Source organism: Paenibacillus sp. FSL R5-0713 (assembly GCF_037973325.1).
Classification (GTDB): Bacteria; Bacillota; Bacilli; order Paenibacillales; family Paenibacillaceae; genus Paenibacillus.
Genome location: NZ_CP150229.1, coordinates 395,481 through 413,744 on the forward strand (window position 1 = coordinate 395,481; position 18,264 = coordinate 413,744).

At 48.9% G+C, this 18,264-nt stretch carries 16 protein-coding genes; 6 read left to right on the forward strand and 10 right to left on the reverse strand.

Translation table 11 applies throughout. The annotated features are described in order from the left end of the window. The first annotated feature begins 222 nt into the window (after nucleotides 1–222). The 3 genes from MKZ12_RS01920 (at nucleotide 223) to MKZ12_RS01930 (ending at nucleotide 5,493) form a co-directional block, all read left to right on the forward strand. Entirely contained in the window at nucleotides 223–2,211 is a 1,989-nt protein-coding gene (locus tag MKZ12_RS01920) for a heparinase II/III family protein (protein WP_339258443.1), read from the forward strand. Beyond that, nucleotides 2,204–4,168, forward strand: coding sequence for a glycosyl hydrolase (locus tag MKZ12_RS01925; RefSeq protein ID WP_339258445.1), 1,965 nt, complete (start codon nucleotides 2,204–2,206; stop codon nucleotides 4,166–4,168). The genes MKZ12_RS01920 and MKZ12_RS01925 overlap by 8 nt, the downstream gene beginning before the upstream one ends. 188 nt (nucleotides 4,169–4,356) lie before the next feature. Further along, nucleotides 4,357–5,493: a glycosyl hydrolase gene (locus tag MKZ12_RS01930; protein ID WP_339258446.1), complete on the forward strand. Its 1,137-nt coding sequence runs from the start codon at nucleotides 4,357–4,359 to the stop codon at nucleotides 5,491–5,493. A 264-nt stretch (nucleotides 5,494–5,757) separates the two neighbouring features. On the opposite strand, the gene MKZ12_RS01935 is transcribed toward MKZ12_RS01930, so the two are convergent. After that, the gene (locus MKZ12_RS01935) at nucleotides 5,758–6,363 is read right to left on the reverse strand and encodes a class I SAM-dependent methyltransferase (RefSeq protein ID WP_339258448.1); all 606 of its coding nucleotides are present in this window, start codon (nucleotides 6,361–6,363) and stop codon (nucleotides 5,758–5,760) included. A 208-nt stretch (nucleotides 6,364–6,571) separates the two neighbouring features. On the opposite strand from MKZ12_RS01935, the gene MKZ12_RS01940 reads away from it, so the two are divergent. Continuing rightward, nucleotides 6,572–8,947: an Ig-like domain-containing protein gene (locus tag MKZ12_RS01940; RefSeq protein WP_339258449.1), complete on the forward strand. Its 2,376-nt coding sequence runs from the start codon at nucleotides 6,572–6,574 to the stop codon at nucleotides 8,945–8,947. Between the two features lie 562 nt (nucleotides 8,948–9,509). Here MKZ12_RS01940 and MKZ12_RS01945 read toward each other — a convergent pair. The 6 genes from MKZ12_RS01945 to MKZ12_RS01970 form a co-directional block, all read right to left on the reverse strand. Further along, nucleotides 9,510–10,055: a chromate transporter gene (locus tag MKZ12_RS01945; RefSeq protein WP_339239185.1), complete on the reverse strand. Its 546-nt coding sequence runs from the start codon at nucleotides 10,053–10,055 to the stop codon at nucleotides 9,510–9,512. 2 nt (nucleotides 10,056–10,057) lie between these two features. Then, the gene (locus tag MKZ12_RS01950; RefSeq protein WP_339258451.1) at nucleotides 10,058–10,645 is read right to left on the reverse strand and encodes a chromate transporter; all 588 of its coding nucleotides are present in this window, start codon (nucleotides 10,643–10,645) and stop codon (nucleotides 10,058–10,060) included. A gap of 12 nt (nucleotides 10,646–10,657) precedes the next feature. After that, complete coding sequence (locus tag MKZ12_RS01955) at nucleotides 10,658–11,152, reverse strand: Lrp/AsnC family transcriptional regulator (RefSeq protein WP_062837151.1); 495 nt, start codon at nucleotides 11,150–11,152, stop codon at nucleotides 10,658–10,660. Nucleotides 11,153–11,421: 269 nt separating this feature from the next. Continuing rightward, nucleotides 11,422–12,537, reverse strand: coding sequence for a PAS domain-containing protein (locus MKZ12_RS01960; RefSeq protein ID WP_339258452.1), 1,116 nt, complete (start codon nucleotides 12,535–12,537; stop codon nucleotides 11,422–11,424). Continuing rightward, nucleotides 12,530–13,180, reverse strand: a complete 651-nt coding sequence (locus MKZ12_RS01965) for a response regulator transcription factor (RefSeq protein ID WP_017691068.1) — start codon at nucleotides 13,178–13,180, stop codon at nucleotides 12,530–12,532. The genes MKZ12_RS01960 and MKZ12_RS01965 overlap by 8 nt, the downstream gene beginning before the upstream one ends. 106 nt (nucleotides 13,181–13,286) lie before the next feature. Then, nucleotides 13,287–13,718, reverse strand: coding sequence for a GAF domain-containing protein (locus MKZ12_RS01970; RefSeq protein WP_339258454.1), 432 nt, complete (start codon nucleotides 13,716–13,718; stop codon nucleotides 13,287–13,289). A gap of 379 nt (nucleotides 13,719–14,097) precedes the next feature. Here MKZ12_RS01970 and MKZ12_RS01975 point away from each other — a divergent pair, with 379 nt between their 5' ends. Beyond that, nucleotides 14,098–14,874, forward strand: a complete 777-nt coding sequence (locus tag MKZ12_RS01975) for a Crp/Fnr family transcriptional regulator (RefSeq protein ID WP_339258456.1) — start codon at nucleotides 14,098–14,100, stop codon at nucleotides 14,872–14,874. A 184-nt stretch (nucleotides 14,875–15,058) separates the two neighbouring features. On the opposite strand, the gene MKZ12_RS01980 is transcribed toward MKZ12_RS01975, so the two are convergent. The 3 genes from MKZ12_RS01980 to MKZ12_RS01990 form a co-directional block, all read right to left on the reverse strand. Next, entirely contained in the window at nucleotides 15,059–15,589 is a 531-nt protein-coding gene (locus MKZ12_RS01980) for a GNAT family protein (protein WP_339258458.1), read from the reverse strand. Between the two features lie 123 nt (nucleotides 15,590–15,712). Further along, a complete protein-coding gene (locus tag MKZ12_RS01985; RefSeq protein ID WP_017691064.1) occupies nucleotides 15,713–15,868 on the reverse strand; it encodes a hypothetical protein in 156 nt (51 codons plus the stop codon). A gap of 153 nt (nucleotides 15,869–16,021) precedes the next feature. Next, the gene (locus MKZ12_RS01990) at nucleotides 16,022–16,315 is read right to left on the reverse strand and encodes a hypothetical protein (protein WP_339239191.1); all 294 of its coding nucleotides are present in this window, start codon (nucleotides 16,313–16,315) and stop codon (nucleotides 16,022–16,024) included. A gap of 224 nt (nucleotides 16,316–16,539) precedes the next feature. Between MKZ12_RS01990 and MKZ12_RS01995 the strand changes: the two genes are divergently transcribed. Next, nucleotides 16,540–18,054, forward strand: coding sequence for a DUF6359 domain-containing protein (locus tag MKZ12_RS01995; RefSeq protein ID WP_339261281.1), 1,515 nt, complete (start codon nucleotides 16,540–16,542; stop codon nucleotides 18,052–18,054). The last annotated feature ends 210 nt before the right edge of the window (nucleotides 18,055–18,264 follow it).

Genomic DNA, 18,264 nt, shown 5'->3' on the forward strand with positions numbered 1-18,264 from the left:
TAAGAACATGAGATAGCCATCAAAAGCCTGTGTTGACAGGCATAATGCAACGGAGGACCTGACGAAGGTTCTTCGTCTTTTTTCGTTGGGAAGGAGAAGGACGTAACGTGGTGGAGGGTTCTAATGGATAATTCTTCAAAAGTGCTATTATATCCGGTAAATTGAAATCGATTACATTATAATATAGGTATGACAATCCATTAACGAAGAGTGGTGAATCCAGTGGAAGATTCCATTCACGAAGTCGAAAATGAAAACATAAACCAACGTGGAAATGAAAGAAAAGCAGCAAGCTTCCTAGATGCCGACAGACTCCGAGAGAAGTTGCTCCGGCCTGAATTGGCTACGTTATACACGGACTTGAAGGCTTATGGTGAACACGCCTTGAACGAACCCTTGCCTTCCTTATCGTTCCGTCTATATCGCCAGTTCAGCGAGACGGGTGAGCGGAAAGCCTATGAGCAGGCTTATTTCGATCGAAGGGGCAGGTTGGCTGCTGTGGCGATGCTCGCATTGGATTCGGCTAGGCTGGATGCGCTGCAAGTGCTGGAGGAAATGCTGTGGGACGTGTGTGGTGAGTATACGTGGTGTTTGCCCGCACATCTGGGTACAGGAGAGGTCGATCAGGTGAATGGAAACATTGATCTGTTCGCCGCAGAGACAGTACATATGCTGGCAGAGATGGTGACCATTCACGCCGATCGGCTGGATCGTCTTGTCACAGAACGGATCAGGTTTGAAGCAGAGCGGCGAATCTTCGCCCCGCTTTACCGAGATCAACGGAAGTTCCACTGGCAGACAGCGGATCATAACTGGTCAGCAGTCTGTGGTGGCTGCTGTGGTATGGCCGCATTGTTGCTACTTCAGGATGAATCTACATTACGGGAATCGATCTCCCATACGGTCAACTGTATGAATGCATTCCTGAGCGGATATGGCGAGGATGGCGGCTGTGCTGAAGGCATTGGATATTGGGTATATGGCTTCGGTTATTTCACCTATTATGCCGAGATGCTTCGTGAGTACAGTGAGGGCGAACTGGATCTGCTGATGGGTTCCAAAATCGCAGCCATCGCAGCCTTCCCGCTGCGAGTTCATCTGTCGGGCGGCACATTCGTGAATTATTCGGACAGCGCCGAGCAGGAAAAGATTCCTTCCGGATTACTCTCCCTGCTCGCGTCCCAGGTGGGATTGCAGGTAGATCTGCCGCTTCACATTCCACTGCTTACCGATGATCCCTGTCATCGCTGGGCTCATCTGTTGCGGAACGTGATGTGGAGCGATCCGGCAGTATACGGTGATGAAGGAGTCTCTGGACAGGTTGAACGTGGATTTATTTTTCAAAATCTGGGCTGGATGATGGCGAAGGGGGTGCTTCATTCTCCGGGTAATCAACGTTCCAGCGGCGCGCCCCTTCATGTGGCGGTTTCCGTTAAAGGTGGGCATAACGATGAACCTCACAACCATAATGATCTGGGTCAGTTCATTATCCATTGCGGTGGTGAGAATATTCTGTGTGATCCAGGAGCAGGGTTGTATACCCAAGCGTATTTTGCACCAGGCAGGGAGCGCCTGTTCCACATCTCGTCATCCGGGCATAGTGTTCCGCTCATTGAGGGCCAGGAGCAAAGCTCGGGCCGGCAAGCGCAAGCCCATGTGTTAGAGGCAAAGCTGGCAGAGGATGGCGGTGAACTGGATACAACTTTGGATCTAACTTCGGCATATCCTGTTGCTTCACTGGCTCGTTATACACGTCAATTCCATTGGAAGATGGCTTCTGGCGGTAGCAGTAATGGAGCAGAATTGCGTCTCATTGACCATTTTCAATGGAAGAGCAGGAGGGAGTTTCCAGCAGAACCGTTCTCTTCGGCGGATGAATCAGATGCAGGCTATTCAAGCATTGTGGAGCGGTGGATGAGCAGAGTGCAGCCTGAGGTGGTGAAGAGCGGTAATCTTCGCTGGCAAGGTGTACATGGAACGGTCCATATGGCGTATGATGCGAACCACTGGCAAGTCTTTACGGAGGCAATGGACACAGTTGATCATGACAATGTTCCCGTCACATTCTATCGGACGTCACTATCATGGATAGGGGCAGTGGGCGACAGCGATCATCGGATCGAAGGTTATGACCCACTTGAAACGGTATGTGAGGTACGCTTCATCATTGAACCGAAAAAGGGAGAAACCGAGGTGAACATGCATGAGTGAATATACATCTGCATCCACATATCCATGGAAAGATGAACTCAAACGTTACCGGACGTTGGCAGAACAAGCGGGCCCCGCTCCGGCAGACGGCTGGAATCAGGATCGCAAACTGGAACTTGTGGAGAGTATTGTGCGCGCTTACACCCCGTATCAGGACAGTGATGGTGCAATCATCGATCCGTTCTCGGGTGTCGAGAGATATTACTCTACACCAGCGTATGCGATGGCTGCGGCGGTTCTGGTTGACGCCGGACGTACAGATCTGCTTGACTCCGCAGCAGCAGCCCTCTCTCAGAGCATTGATGCCTTGGTCAAACGTAGCGCACCTGACAATCACCCTGATTTTTATCCGGTACTCATGATGAGAGCTTACATGTTGTTGAAGTCACATCTGCCAGAACAAGCCGAGATATGGGCTGAAGCACTCCAAACGATTAATCCTGAACAAGATTATGTATTTACAATGAGCAACATGAATAATCCCAATCGCATGATTAACTGGAACGCCATTATGATCTCTGGTGAATATCTGCGGTGGCATGAACAGCTGGCAAGTGAAGATACAGCGTGGATGGATCGCTATCTGGAAGCCTATCATATCCCCCGATTTACGGCACTCGGATTGTATCAAGATGGACCGCTGGACCGTCCGAATTGTCCATTTTCCTATGATATTGCCACCCGTTATCACCTTGGAGTGATGCTTGAAGCGGGTTACGAGGGAGCCACTGCCGATAGGTTAGGTGAGCAGCTGCGCCATGGTGCCTTCAGCTCGCTACTGACGCTCTCGCCGCTTGGTGAGATTCCACCGCGTGGTCGCAGCTCCCAGCACCAGTGGAATGAAGCGGCAGCAGCTTATGTATGTTCTACACATGTAACGCAGGCTCTGGAGGCGGGAGATCCGGTGATGGCTGGTGCTTTTGCACGTGCGGCTAATCGGTGTTTTGCCGCTGTAGAGCGTTGGAAAATGGATGATGGGCGCCTGAAAATCGTGCGCAATGAATACGCGCCAGAAGATCGCCACGGGTATGAGATCTATACCAACCACACGTGTTACAACCTGTGGACAGCAGCAGCACTGGCCCACGCCTGTCTCAGTGATCCGGGAGACCAAGTGAGCCAAGTGTACCTTCCTTCCGAGGTGGGCAGCCGAGTGTTGCAGACCGATGGGTGGTTCGAAACCGTGATTGCATCCGTACCTGGTCAGCAACTGGTAGTACACACAGCGATGAATGATCCGTATACGATCCCTGGTTTGGTACGAATTCAGCAGACGGGGTTACCTGGTCTGATTGGTCCGTCCGCTGCCAGCCATGTGCAGGCCGGATTCACGGAATTTGCCGAAGGGGTGGTTCGTCCGCTCAGTTATTGTCCTGCCTGGAAGACACCAGATGGGGTATGGCATAGCCTTGCAGAGGGTATTCCATCGGGTGGTGCGTATGATCGGGATGTTGGATTAGACCCTGCTCAGGGAGGTGGGTCAATCGTGTATGAAAAAGTGGGGAAGAATACGTCGAATCAAGTAGAGGGACATTTGGCGGAAAGATCTGCGGAAGAGGGGATAAACGCCTCAGAGAATTCTTTTGCTGTGACATGGGTTGGTCCCTTGCCTGGTGTTGAAACCTTGCGCACTCATTATGTGCAGCAGGCAGACTTGCTGACCATAACGTATGAATTCCAAGGGGAAATTGTGGCGGCAGGTGCACTCATTCCGTTGATGTTCCATGATGGTCGTGAACAGGCGGTGATTACCCATACGGATCAAAGTGTGCGCACTACGTATCGGGGGGCATATGTCGAATCTACAGCGCTGGATCAGGAAGCCATTATTCATCTGGAGGATCAGGTCGTGGCTTCCCGTAATGGGTTGCTGAAAGAAGCGCGGATTGAAGTGAACGGAGCACGTAGTCTGACCTTTACGGTCCGATTGGGTGAGGTTACACAGGAAGGCGTTTAGGTCGAGGATCATTAGATCTGAAACATCGCAAAACACTCGAAGCATAGTTAAACGTGTTATTCGTGGATGATTGGTGATATTTAGCTGATCGATATTGTAGTGACGGCATAAGACACTAGAGATAAGTTGAGATCGATCTGGAGCATCAAGCAGAGATGTCCGGTATTGAATCGGGGAGGGATATGTTTATGAACACATCAACGTCGGTAAAATGGCTGGAGGAAGCGTGGCAACAGGGAGCTGCCAAAACGATTCGGAATGCAAAGCGGATCAAGGATACATTTCCGCACATTGCCCCGCAAGGGACTTATGACCAGAATGATCCGGAATGGTGGACAGCAGGTTTCTGGCCTGGCCTGTTATGGTTGGTCTATGGGGATGCACCGGAAAGTGAAGCGGTCGCTCCGATGCATCGCATTGCCGAAAGTTGTGAGCGGCAGCTGGAAGGTTGTCTGCGTGATCCCGAATCGGTGGATCACGATCTGGGGTTCATCTGGCTGCTTAGTGGCGTAGCCAACTACCGCCAGACGGGCAGCATGGATGGACGGCGGCGCGGCATGCTCGCCGCCAACCTGCTCGCTGCCCGGTTCCATGTGCGCGGTGAGTTCATCCGCGCCTGGAACTTCAGCTCGTCAGCAATGGATACGCGCGGCGTAGCCATCATTGACAGCATGATGAACCTGCCGCTGCTCTACTGGGCATCCGAGCAGAGCGGCGATCCTCGCTTCCGCTGGCTGGCGGAAGCACATGCGGACACCGTGGCGCGCGAATTCATCCGCGCTGACGGGTCCATCTGCCACGTGGTGGAGTTCGATCCACACACGGGGCAGAAGCTGCGTGAGCATGGCGGACAGGGCCATGCTCCAGGTTCCGCCTGGGCGCGGGGCACCGCCTGGGCGCTGCACGGGTTTGCGCTGTCTTTCCGGTATACGGGCGAAGCCCGATATCTGGAGACAGCGGAGCGTGCGGCCGATTTCTTCCTCGCCATGCTTGGCGAAGAGATCGTGCCGGTGTGGGATTTCCGCGCACCTGCGGAGCATCAGGTGGCGTGGGACTCGTCCGCTGCGGCGATTGCCGCAAGCGGGCTTATAGAGCTGGCGAAGCTGTCGCCACGCGGGGAAACCTATGCCGCCGCGGGAGAGCGAATCGTCCGCGGCTTGCATGAGCACTACAGCTCCGGTGACTCGGCAGCGGAAGAAGGTCTGATCATGCAGGGAACGGTGCATTACCCGGAAGGGCGAGGGCTGAATGTGCCGATTATATACGGCGATTATTTCTATATGGAAGCGCTGGCGAAGCTGCGTGGGCGTGAGGGGTTATTTTAAAAAGAGGAATGGAGAACTGAGAATGTTGTAATCCATCATCACCTGTCCGCATAAGGTTGTCTCCAGTACCAGGAAAGCTATCCCTTCTATTGGAGACGGAGTATACCCAAGCTTGAGCTTTGAATAGACAATCGAGGTGAGCGGACAGGCGGATGGTGTACATAATCGAAGGAAAACAAATGAATATCTGGCGTATGAATATCTCATTCATACGGGTCCGGTTGGGGTGCAGAATTAGCTATGCTCTACTGAAAGAATCACTTTTCACTTCGAAGATGTGCGTCTCAGGATAACAAAGTCGGCAGATGATTGATCCGGATATCGCTGCGGAATAATCTCATACACCTTGAAATCCGGGTAGTCGTAGAGATAATGGAACAGATTACGATCCTGGATGGTATCGACCCCGGGGGTGCCGTTTTCTTTCAAACGGGTGTAAAGCACCACCCATGCCGTTGAAGAGTGCAGAATATCATACAGGGTATTACGAAAATCGGTTTCATCCGTGATGTGATATAACACATCCAGACAGACCGTCAGATCGGATTGCAGAAAACCACGGTTAATCCACAGGCCTGGTGTATACAGCATGAAGCTCTTGGACGGATCTTTGGCAAACTGGGAAGCACAGCGTTTTATCGAAGAAGCGGCGACATCAACGCCCAGGTAGTCCTCATAATTCATGTATTGCAACTGGTTGCCATCCCCGCATCCAAACTCAATGACTCGATGAATACCTTCACGTTGAATCAGTCCATTCACGACTTCGGCCTTGAATTCAGCCAATACTCCGTATGAACCTCTCCCGGAAGTTTCACCTGAGCGATATGTTTTCTCCCAATACCCGATGTAATCAAAAGGTTGAGGCATAGGTTTCCTCCAATTCTGTTAAAAGAAGTTCAAGACAGTCGATATACATAGGTTATGCACGTTAATCGAAGGTATGAACGGTTCAAACCGGAATAGAAGAAGAATTAATTCCCATAGAATTTCCTGAAAATTCCCTGAAAGTCTAAACATCTGGAAAGGACTTGCCGACATTAAACATAAGGAAAAAAATGATGATAATCGGGGGGAAATGATGTTAAAGCCAAGATTGACCAAGTACATGGTTATGATGCTGGTGTTGATGCTGAGTATTTCCAACGTAGGCTTGGCCGCTGCGGCAGATAAAGAACTGTCCAAAATTGTGGTTTCCAAGAATGAGATGTCGCTCGAAGTTGGTGATTCCAGTTCCGTTACGGTAACAGGTGTGTATTCTGATAATACGTCGGCAAACGTAACGATCAGTTCATCCTGGAGTACCAGTGATACTTCGATAGCAACTGTATATAATGGCGCAATTACAGCCAAAAAAGAAGGTACAGCAACGATTACCGCAGCGTACCAGGGCCAGAGTCAGACCGTTCAAGTGAAAGTAACGAAGAAGGTCAAAGCCCTCTCGAAGAACGTACAAAGTCTGGACTTGCGTACGGGAGACACGAAAGAAATTATTTTGACAGCAACGTATAGTGATAATGAAACAAATAATACAGCAGCAAGTACCGCAGAATGGTCTACCAGTGATGAGAAGGTTGCTACCGTTGTGAATGGTAAAGTAACTGGACAAAGCGCGGGTACAGCTGTGATCACAGCCAAAGTTGGCAGCCAAAGCGTGACGGTGGATGTTAACGTTGAAGTGGTTAAACGTGTAGATGTGGATAAACAGCAGGTTAACCTGTTGTTGAACAAAAGTGAAAGTGTAAAAGTGACGGCTACGTATCCGGATGGTACAACCAAAGATGTAACCGATCTGGCGGAATGGACGTCCAGCAATGAGAAGGTTGCAGACGTTCTCAAAGGTGAAATTACAGGATACTCGGCAGGTTCTGCCAAGATTACAGCCAAATACGGTACGAAGTCCGTATCCGTTGATGTGGATGTGGATCTGACCAGCAAGCTGAGTGTGGTAAATCAAAGCATTTTCTTCCGTTTGAACGAGACAACCAAAACGGCTAATATCGTTCTTACGGCTTCGTATCCAAATAGCAGCGATGTGAATGTAACGGATCAAGCGACTTGGACATCCAGCAACGAGAAAGTTGCTACGGTATTCAAGGGACAAGTTACAGCCATTAGTGCAGGTTCAACAACGATTAAGGCAACCTATAGTGGCAAAACTGTAGAAGTTGCTGTAGATGTTGATACGGCAAGATATCTGGATATTAAAGATGTAAATGACAAACTCGCCATGAGTGTTACGGGTGATAACAAGTCCAAAACATTGGTAGCCAATGCAGAATATATTGATGGAAGCACAGAAGTGGTAACGTCCAAAGCAACGTGGACTTCAAGCAATGCCGATGTTGTATATGTATCGAATGGCGAGCTGATCGCATACAAATCCGGTACTGCGACGATCACTGTAGCTTATGGCGGTAAAACAGCCAAATTTACAGTAAATGTTGACGTTCCGGACAAGTATGAAATGGATAAGAAAAAAGCATCAGTAGCTGTGGGTGGAACGACCAATGCCAAAGTACTGGCGATTTACGGTGAGACATCCAAGGATGTATCCGAAGATGCAACCTGGAGCAGCAGCAGCGACAAAATCGCTGAGGTAGATAGCAAAGGGGTTATCACAGGTGTTGCTACAGGTAAAGCAACCATCACAGCGAAGATTGAAGGCAAAACACTGACCATGCCTGTTGAAGTAGGTATGGCTAGTGGACTGGAAGCCGATGTGAACTTCGTCGTATTGTCTGCCAAAGAAACACAGAACATCCTTCTGACAGGAACGGATGAGGACGGCAACACGCAGGATGTTACATCCGAAGCAACCTGGAAATCCAGTAACGCACGTGTAGCGGATGTGAAAAAAGGCGTGATCACAGGTAACAGCAGTGGTAAAGCCAACATCACAGCAGAATACGGCTCCAAAAAAGTAACGATCCAGGTTGAAGTGGATGTCATCTCACGTATTGAAGCTTCCGAGCCGGCTCTGTCCCTGAAATCAGGCGATACAGCTGATCTGACAGTAACTGCTTTCTTGAGTGACGGTAGCGAGCGCGATGTTACGGACAAAGCGGAGTGGAAAACGAATAAGTACACTGTTGCTCAGGTGACTAAAGGTAAAGTCAAAGCTGCAGGTTCAGGTAAAGCTAAAATCACAGCCAAATACGGCAGTAAGTCTGTCACAATTGCCGTAGATGTGGATACACTGAAATATTTGCAGACGGATAAAGTAACGTTGACCATGAAACCTGGTGAAAAGGTAACTGTGGCGGCAACTGCAACGTATGCCGATGGCAGTGAAGCTAATGTATCCAAACCGGCTCTCTGGAAATCTTCCCGTATTGCAACAGCATCGGTGAAAGATGGTGTCATTCAGGCGAACGGTAAAGGTAAAGCAACGATTACGGTGACATTTGCAGGTGTGAAAACGAAAGTAACCGTAGTGGTTGAAGCGAAGTAATTGTTTTTCCTAATGGGAGTATGAAACGCGCAATATAAAAAACGGTGACCCCGGCTTGATCGCTGGGGTCACCGTTTTTTGTCTATAAACTAGAACATGTCTAACCTGGCTTAAAACCGAAGCTGCCCTGAATGTATCCTGTGCGGGCATATGCGGTGTTTCCCGAATATGCGAGCAAGCGATGGAGATGCCGCAAAAGATGGACATGCCAGAACAGAGTTTTTTCCCGTTTCACTAGGATTTTATCGATTCCAACATGATCCAGTGTATCGTCATGTCGCGTACGATTGAAACAGGGGATGTCTGCGTTAACGAATCTGAGACATCTTATTCAAGGAGTTGGAGCATTTGCAGAAATCTAAGGAATCTGAGACACGCTATATCGGAAAATGCAGTCTTGTATAGCCCTTTTCTCAAGTGATTTTGGTATATAACGTGTCTGATGTTCCTTACAATTTAAAAAGAGGATTATAAGAGTAAATAAGATGTCCTCGGTTCCTAAGAAAATGAAAATGAAAATAGTCTCGCCATTAGGCAAAGTTACCCACTATGTTTTCTATAACTACATCGTATGGGACAGCACCAGTGCACCATAGGCAAAAGCGATCACGATTAGAATGGCTGGATGCAGCTTGGTCTTGGTCATGACCCAGAGCGAGATGCCGGCAATGATTAATGTCTGCCAGATGCCGATGGAGTCGGTGGATAGCTGCCCGAATTCCCATGTGAGCAGAATCATGAGTACAGCGATAACAGGCTGCACGAGTAAAGTCATACCTTTGACTTTCGGTGACGTGCGGTGTTTGTTCAATAGACGAAGTAATAAAATCAATGCGGTTGCGGAAGGCACGATTGTGGCAAAAGTTGCGATAAACGCCCCAAACCAGCCCGCCACGTGATACCCGACGAATGCAGCAATTTTGGTTGCAATCGGGCCGGGAAGGGCGTTACCAATCGCCAACACATCCCCGAATTGCTCTGTGGTCATCCAATGGTAATGGTTCACAATCTCTTCCTGCATTAGCGGAATGGACGCCGGGCCGCCCCCATATCCCAATATGTTTGCTACGAAAAATCCCCAAAATAATTCCCACCATGTCTGGAGCATCCTTAGGACACCCCCTTATCGGAATTGCCTTTGGATTTGAAGCGTTGGACCAGATCCAGATGGAAGACACCATATCCAAGGAAAACCGCGATCACAATCCCTGGATGGATGTTCAGCAGCTGTAACGATACAAAGGCAATCACCCCGAATAGGGTGGCAAAAACTTTGCCGAGCCCCTTCCAGGCTTTCATGGCAAATTCATAAGCCATCATGCCCAGCATGACAAAAATAACCGGTCGAACAGCGGCTACCATGCCTGCAACCACTTTTGACTCGCGCAGCGCGTACATGGAACCGAGCAGAGCAATAATGGCAATGCTTGTCGGCAAAATATGAGCGAGTACGGACACAATCGCGCCCAGTACACCTTTGGTTTTATAGCCGAGATATGCGGCCATCTTGGTCGCGATGGGACCCGGCAGGGCGTTGGCGATAGCCAAAATCTCGCCGAACTCCTCATCACTGACCCATTTGTAACGTGTAACGGCTTCGTAACGGATCAACGGAATAACCGAAGGACCGCCGCCGTATCCGAGAATTCCGGTTCGTACCATTCCGATGACGAGACCGTTGTAATCTTTCCAACCCATGCTGATTTCCTCCTAGAGTCTCATGCCCATCCGGCTTTTATAGCGTTTCAACAATAACTGTGATTCCACTTTGACGATACCTGGCATCTTATAGAGCTTCTCCAGCAAGAACTGCTCCATCTCTTCCATATCTGCAAAAATACCATGCATATGTAGGGTGCTAGGCCCTGTCATATGATAAAGGCTGGTAACGGCAGGCTCTTCGTCCAGTTTCTCCGCAACTTCATCCAGGAAGGGCGGTTCCACATCGACATTGAAAAAGGCGGAGACCTGGAGCCCAACCTTGCCAGGGTTGATCACCACGGTGAAGCGTTCGATGATTCCTTTTTCGGATAACGCATTAATGCGTGCCTGAACAGCTACACGCGACAACCCGATCTGTGTACCCAAGTCCGTATAGGATATCCGGCTATTCTTGTGAAGTGCGGCAATAATTTTGCGATCCATCTCGTCCAGATTGTACATTTGCGGAATTTCTCCCCCTTTGGAGGAGCGTTTCTCTGACATGTTGACCATCCTTTTCTTTCGCTATATGAAATGAACAATGAAATTTTACTGAACATACAATGTGTATGTGGCATTCATAGTTTAATGACGAATCGTAACTGGAGTCAATCTATTTATCATGATTATTGAATTTAACCGATTTTAAGCCTTCATTTTGTCATTTTGACCAATCGGAAAGAAAAAGGCCACTCGCATAATCTAAGGGCGAGCAGCCGGTTAAATAGATAGAGTTGGAATGTAGCGCCAGGCACGATACGAATCAGGTCCGGTTATCGCTGAGCTGTCTTGGGCAGGAAAAGGGTAACAGTTGTGCCCTCACCAGGCTCGGAAGAAACTCTCAACGTTCCACCTGCACCACGGGCACGCTCTTCCATGCTGAACAACCCAACACCATTGCCAGCGGTTGATTCGCTGAATCCGGCACCCTGGTCCTCAATAATAACCATCGTCATGTCCTCGGCGTCTTCTACAGTAACACGTGCCTCGGCAACATCGGCATACTTCGCGACATTGGTTAAGGCTTCCTGAATAATCCGGTATATGGCGATCTCCCGGTTCATCTCCAGCCGTTTGCGCAGATTACATTCCAGATCAACTTCAATTCCGTAGTGACGGGTGTAATTCTCAATATACGTACGAATTGCCGGAACAACACCCAGGTCATCCAAAACGGATGGTCTCAGTTCCCATGCCATCCCGCGTACATCTTCCATAATACCCGTGACCTGCTTACGCAGTGCTTCAACTCCGGCGTGAGGCTGGTCTGCCAGCAATCGGTCCATCTGAATCACCAGAGAGAAGAGACTCTGTCCAATCCCGTCATGCAGTTCACGCGAGATCCGGCGTCTTTCCTCTTCCTGAATGTTCATGACCTGGGACATCATCTTCTGCAATTCACCTTCGACGGATTTCAGCTTGGTGACCTCGCTACGTACAGCCAGGTATTGATACGGCTCGCCGTCATTATCGAGGAAAGGCACGATGGTGGTGTTGACCCAATAGTAACTGCCATCTCTGGCACGGTTGCGAATCTCCCCGTTCCATACCTTGCCTGAGGATATCGTGTCCCACAGGTTTTTCATAAAGGCTTTGCCATGGTATCCGGAATTAATGATTCGATGATCCTTACCGATGAGTTCTTCGCGCTCATACTGCGAGATCTCACAGAATTTATCATTCACATACTGGATCTTCCCCTTGCGGTCTGTTAAGGCCACAATGGAGGACTCATCCAGAGCAAACTTCAGATCACTCAGTTGATGCAGGGAGCCCTTCAACCTGCTGCGAAATTCATTATCGGTAATGTGATTATCGATTTCGTTCAGCAGAAGGCGTACGGGCTGGTCTGCGAGTCCACTTAGTCTGTTCTTGCGTGCACTACTCAAAGTTCAGCAACCCCTTTTTCATGGCGAACTTCACCAGTTCCGGTCGTGTACGCAGGCCAAGTTTCTCCATCAGATTGCTTTTGTGGGATTCGACCGTTTTGACACTGATGATCAGATGTTCGGCGATCTCCTTGTTGGCATAACCTTTGGCAATCCAGGACAAAATCTCTTTCTCCCGCTCGGATAACGTGTCATATGGGCCGGCGTTTTCCTGTTTGGCTTTGTCCAGGTATTCACTCATCAGCCGTTTGGTCGCACTTGGGTACAGATAGGCGCTACCCTCTGCTACGGAACGAATCGCGGCAAGCAATTCTTCATGCGGCGCACTTTTGAGTATATATCCCGATGCTCCCGCATGGATGGCTCGGAATAGATATTCTTCATCGTCATGCATGGTCAGTATTAGAATGGAGACATCCGGCATCAATTTCTTCAATTCAGCCGTAGCGGTCAGACCGTCTTTGCCTGGCGGCATGCTAAAATCCATCAAGACCACATCCGGTTTTAACTCTTGAGCTTTGGCAATGGCTTCATCACCATCTGCGGCATCCCCAACGATATGTATATCATTCTTTCCTTCAAGTAAAGCAATCAGCCCGGATCGCACGACAACATGGTCGTCTACAACTAATAGTTGAATCACATGATTTCCCCCTGTCCGCTTCCTCAGTTCTATCTATATCATAACAAAAAAAGAAGCGGCTCAGAGGTTAATTCTCTGAATCGCTTCTCGCACTACTTCAAACGTTCTATCCAAACACCTTCGGCTGAAGACGCAGAGCGACCTGCTCAGTCTGCAGGACCATGTTCGGTGAAAAGGTGCAAGGCAGTCTGCTGCCAACGAGCAGCACGGCACCAGGCACGCTTCCTTCCTGGAACACGGGGACTGCTATGGCACTTACCAGTCGCTCAGCAAGCATTAACGGGCAACGACCGGGTGTATGCTCCCCGGGGGACTGTGCATCAGATCGGGCTGTGCGTCCAGTTCGCAGGGCTGTGCCTACCAGATCTTGTCCGGGGCGCATCTCCATGCGTTTCACCCGTTCATTACTGGACCCAGATGTAACCTTCCAGCGTAGCATCGTCCCGTTCAGACAGGCAAGTCCACAGAAGTCACTGGATGTGCTCAGGCGCAGGCCATCGATCATCTCCTGAATACCAGATGGCAGTTCATCATGCATGAGGGGACACTTCCTTTTTTTTCGGAATATAACGTACATAACGGTGTAATTATTATCATTAACCTTCGAACAGGATCATCTTAAAGTAAGGGTATTACGATGGTAGTTCTATTGTAGACCCATTCTCGGTCATTGTAATTCAGGGAAAACCCCTATTTCCGTTCCGTAATCTACTGAACTTGGGCAGTGGAGGGCTCCTGAAGCAGGTACATCAAGGGATTGGAAGAATGCGAAGGATGAGGCATATCGGTGAAATGTGACTTTTCTCACAGCAAATTCAGGGAGTTTCTTGTCAATGATCAGGTAATCCCCCGATAACCCTGAGGCTACTTTCGCGATATGATGTATACATAAGGAATCACCGAGGGGGACGAAGGTTATGGGTACAGTATTTGTAGAAAGAACAACCCAGAGAACAGCGCAGAAACAAACGGAGGCGGGCAAAATGACACGAGAAACAGGCGGAATCCTTTCGTTCGTTACATCTGAGCAATGGGACCTGATTGAAGCAAAAATGCAACCCAAACGGGTGAAGTCGGGGTATAGTCTCTTTCTCGAAGGCGATGAAGCCGGATATCTGTACTACATTCGTTCGGGACGAGTAAAAATGACCAAGTCGACGGAGGATGGCAAGGAAATTATTTTATCCATTCAGCAAAGCGGCGATCTCATCGGTGAATTCGGCGGTATCGGTGGATTGAATCATAGCTATAGTGCAGAGATGGCGGAAAAAGGGGAACTGGCCATTATCTCGCTTAGCGATCTGGAAAGTATACTCAGCAAACATGGCGACCTTGCCTTGAAATTCTTGCAATGGATGGCATTGTCGCAGCGGATCACCCAGTCGAGATTCCGTGATCTGCTGCTCTACGGCAAGGCGGGGGCGCTCGCTTCGACACTGATCCGTGCCAGCAATTCGTATGGCCGGATTACACCGGATGGTATAGTGCTCGACATGAAGCTGAACCATACCGATCTTGCCGAGATGATTGGAGCAACCCGGGAGAGCGTTACGCGGATGCTTGGGGCATGGAAGGAACAAGGTACGCTGGATATGATGGTCGGCAAACTGATGATTCGGGATCTGGCAGCCCTGCGCTGCATGTGCGGATGTCCCACATTTCCAAGCTGCCCGGTAGAGCTGTGCCGATTGTAAGGTAGATCGTTCCGGGGGAATCCGAGGTAAGGAAAGATCATCGGTTGCATCCTAGAGGAACAATTGTGATTTGGTTCCAAATGAAGCTTCACCTCCACTGGCGATTGGGGTCGTTACGGAGAAAAAAAAGAAAAGCTGGCGTCCCATATATGGGAGTCAGCTTTTTGTGTTTCCGTGAAATTGTTCATGTGCCATATTCACTGGAGAGTATTGAATAGATCACCGAGTCATGAAAGCAACCTTTGTAGAACCAGTGCTCCCGTAATAGCCCCTCACGCTGCATACCGATTTTCTTCATAACATTCTCCGAAGCCGTGTTGTGTGGGCGACACTTGGCGTAAATCCGGTGGATGCCGAGTTCGTTGAAACCGAAGCCTAGTATAGCGCTGGCTGCTTCGGTCGCATAACCTTTCCCTTGGTAAGTGGGATTAAGGACGTAACCAATCTCTGCATTGGTTTTCTCCATCACATGAATACCTACTCCGCCAAGAAGAGTCCCGTCACTTTTCAAACATATCGCCAGCTCATAACCTTCTCGTGGTTGTGTCTGCTGCATGTCCAACACAAATTGCACGTACTCTCGCGTATCTTCTTCTGTATTCGGTCCCCACGCCGTATGCTGAGTGACTTCTGTCATGGATGTGTAGCTATGTATACTTTCCCAGTCTGTCTCCAGAATATCCCTGATGATGAGTCGTTCGGTCTCCAATTGCATCGTTGTCCACTTCCTTCATATTTGAATAACTTACTGTACATTGTACAACAAAAAATAGCCCATAACAGATTCAACGAATGAATCGGTCATGAGCCATAATGTAGATCTATGATATATGGAATGCTATTGTGGTTGTTTACATTGAACTGCGGGATAAGTATAAGCCAGCTTGCGGATAATTTCCTTTTGCCATCTCGTATCACCCAGATTGGTTGCCAGGTTCAGAAGATCCAAATAATCGTCAAGCTGCAGATCAGCCTTTTGCAGAGTTGTATTCATTCGATGTTCGTTCCCCTTTATCTATAAAATCGTAAAATCATATGCAGTAGAAAGTTACATGGAGACAAGTTCAATAATGATAATCATTATCACGTTTATATACTCATTATGCAATGAACGCTGGCAAAATGCAATATCAAGTCAGCAACGAAGTTAACTTTTTTCTGAAAATAGGCTCCTCCACATCACATAGGGAATGTACACACCGAGATATGCAGACGGATACAGGAACCAGCCATTCATCAGGAATTGATGAATTTCGGTGGTGAACGTGGTCATATGAGCATTCGTTGCATACACATCACCAGCGATGACAGTTGCGGCACTGTAGAAGCATAGCAGCGCGAGGATATGAAATAGCCTCGTAACCATTCGGGAACGAAGAGCAACATAAGCCATAATTAGCGGGATAACTAACAAGAGCACCAAAAATATCAACTTCATCATTGTTTTACTCCTTTGGAAAGTGGAATTCTAATGCTAATCAGTATGGGCAAATGGATGCCATCTCAAAACTTTTTCAATAATTTTACAAAAAGATAGAGGAATTCAGCATATGAACAATTAAATTAAAGGAGGATAACCCATTATCAGGTAATTTGGAGGAGGAGAAAGGGAATATGAAGAAGGCGTTATGGCAGCATTGGATCGGGGCATTCCTGGTCTTTATCATGATGGCAACCGCACTGCTGGGGCCGGGTTCGCAAAGTCCGGTACAAGCTGCAGCACCCCTTACGGTATCTCAGGCCATCGCTGCCCAGAGCGGTGGAGGAACAGCGACGGTTGAAGGAATCATTGTTGGACATGCTACCGGGTCACTTACCGCAAAGTTTACATCTCCGTATGCCAATGATTTTAATGTTCTGATTGCCGATTCAGCGTCAGAGCGAACCAACGCCAGATTATTGGATGTGCAGATTCCCGCTTCTTTCCGTTCGCAATATGGACTGGCTACCAATCCTAATCTTGTAGGCAAAAAGATCATTGTCACCGGAACCCTCGGAGCCTACAACAGCTATGCAGGAGTCAAAAACCCAACGTCCATTGCATTTTCCTCCGGAACAACGAACCCTGATCCAGAACCGAACCCAGGCACAACATTACCGGATGGTACCGGCAAAAAAGTATTGTTCGATAATACCCATGCCCAGACAGCAGGTGCTGCCGACTGGATTATTGACGGGGCATTTTCGGATTTTGCCAATGGTTTGCGGAACGCAGGCTTTGTCGTGAATCAGCTGGAACGCAGCATTCCGTATACATTCGGTGAGCAAGCCATCACCTATAATAAATTGAAAGATTACGACGTCTTTGTCATTGGCGAAGCCAACGTGCCGTTCAAAGCGACAGAGCAGGCTGCGCTGGTGCAGTATGTGCAGAACGGAGGAAGTGTTTTCTTCATCTCCGACCACTATAATGCAGACCGTAACAAAAACCGCTGGGATTCTTCCGAAGTATTCAACGGCTATCGCCGCGGTGCCTTCCTGAATCCGGCCAAAGGCATGTCTTCGGCTGAAGCAGAATCACCAGCGATGCAGAGTGTGACGAGTTCAGATTGGCTGGCGACGAATTTTGGTGTACGTTTCCGCTACAATGCCCTTGGAGATGTAAATGCATCGGATATCGTTGCACCTGCTCAATCCTTCGGTATTACGGCTGGTGTTAATGCTGTAGCCATGCATGCGGGATCCACCGTTGCAATTATCGACCCTAACAAGGCCAAAGGTTTGGTGTATGTACCAAGTGGTGTGTCCAAGTGGGGCAATGCTGTCGATCAGGGCGTATATAACGGGGGTGGACGAGCTGAAGGGGCCTATGCCGCCATTGCCAAGGTTGGTGCGGGCAAAGCTGCATTTATTGGCGACTCATCACCTGTGGAAGACGCTACTCCGAAATATTTGCGTGAAGAGACCGGTGCGACCAAGAAGACCTATGATGGATTCAAAGAAGTGGACGATGCAACGTTCCTTGTGAATACCGTAAAATGGCTGGCGGTCAAAGAGAGTTATACCAGTCTGGCACAAGTGCCAGGTCTGACATTGGATACGGCAACAAGCCTGCTCTCCATGGAAGCTCCGGCTGCATCAACCGAGCCACAACTTGAGCCATGGGCTGCACCTGCGGCGGGATACAAATGGTATGATCCGACTACATTTAAGGCAGGTTCATACGGAAAAGCACAATAAGTGATATAGACATCAAATCATCATGCCGAATAGGGCCTGACCGTGAAAGTTTGTTCGCGGACAGGCTCTTTTTTGCTTGTTATGCCAGATGCATTCACGACCATGATCAGCTCTTACCGCCTTGTCATTGTATATATACTTGCTCCTGGGGGGAAGGTATGGGTATTCAGGATGTGTGCGAGGCATTAATCGAATTAAAGGAGGAGGCGA

What these genes read in the sequence shown, in the direction of transcription:
- MKZ12_RS01925 (WP_339258445.1), top strand. Translation starts at nt 2,204, where the DNA reads ATGAGTGAATATACATCTGCATCCACATATCCATGGAAAGATGAACTC.
- MKZ12_RS01930 (WP_339258446.1), top strand. Translation starts at nt 4,357, where the DNA reads ATGAACACATCAACGTCGGTAAAATGGCTGGAGGAAGCGTGGCAACAG.
- MKZ12_RS01935 (WP_339258448.1), bottom strand. Translation starts at nt 6,363, where the DNA reads ATGCCTCAACCTTTTGATTACATCGGGTATTGGGAGAAAACATATCGC.
- MKZ12_RS01940 (WP_339258449.1), top strand. Translation starts at nt 6,572, where the DNA reads ATGATGTTAAAGCCAAGATTGACCAAGTACATGGTTATGATGCTGGTG.
- MKZ12_RS01945 (WP_339239185.1), bottom strand. Translation starts at nt 10,055, where the DNA reads ATGCTCCAGACATGGTGGGAATTATTTTGGGGATTTTTCGTAGCAAAC.
- MKZ12_RS01950 (WP_339258451.1), bottom strand. Translation starts at nt 10,645, where the DNA reads ATGGGTTGGAAAGATTACAACGGTCTCGTCATCGGAATGGTACGAACC.
- MKZ12_RS01955 (WP_062837151.1), bottom strand. Translation starts at nt 11,152, where the DNA reads ATGTCAGAGAAACGCTCCTCCAAAGGGGGAGAAATTCCGCAAATGTAC.
- MKZ12_RS01970 (WP_339258454.1), bottom strand. Translation starts at nt 13,718, where the DNA reads ATGCATGATGAACTGCCATCTGGTATTCAGGAGATGATCGATGGCCTG.
- MKZ12_RS01975 (WP_339258456.1), top strand. Translation starts at nt 14,098, where the DNA reads ATGGGTACAGTATTTGTAGAAAGAACAACCCAGAGAACAGCGCAGAAA.
- MKZ12_RS01980 (WP_339258458.1), bottom strand. Translation starts at nt 15,589, where the DNA reads ATGCAATTGGAGACCGAACGACTCATCATCAGGGATATTCTGGAGACA.
- MKZ12_RS01985 (WP_017691064.1), bottom strand. Translation starts at nt 15,868, where the DNA reads ATGAATACAACTCTGCAAAAGGCTGATCTGCAGCTTGACGATTATTTG.
- MKZ12_RS01990 (WP_339239191.1), bottom strand. Translation starts at nt 16,315, where the DNA reads ATGATGAAGTTGATATTTTTGGTGCTCTTGTTAGTTATCCCGCTAATT.
- MKZ12_RS01995 (WP_339261281.1), top strand. Translation starts at nt 16,540, where the DNA reads ATGATGGCAACCGCACTGCTGGGGCCGGGTTCGCAAAGTCCGGTACAA.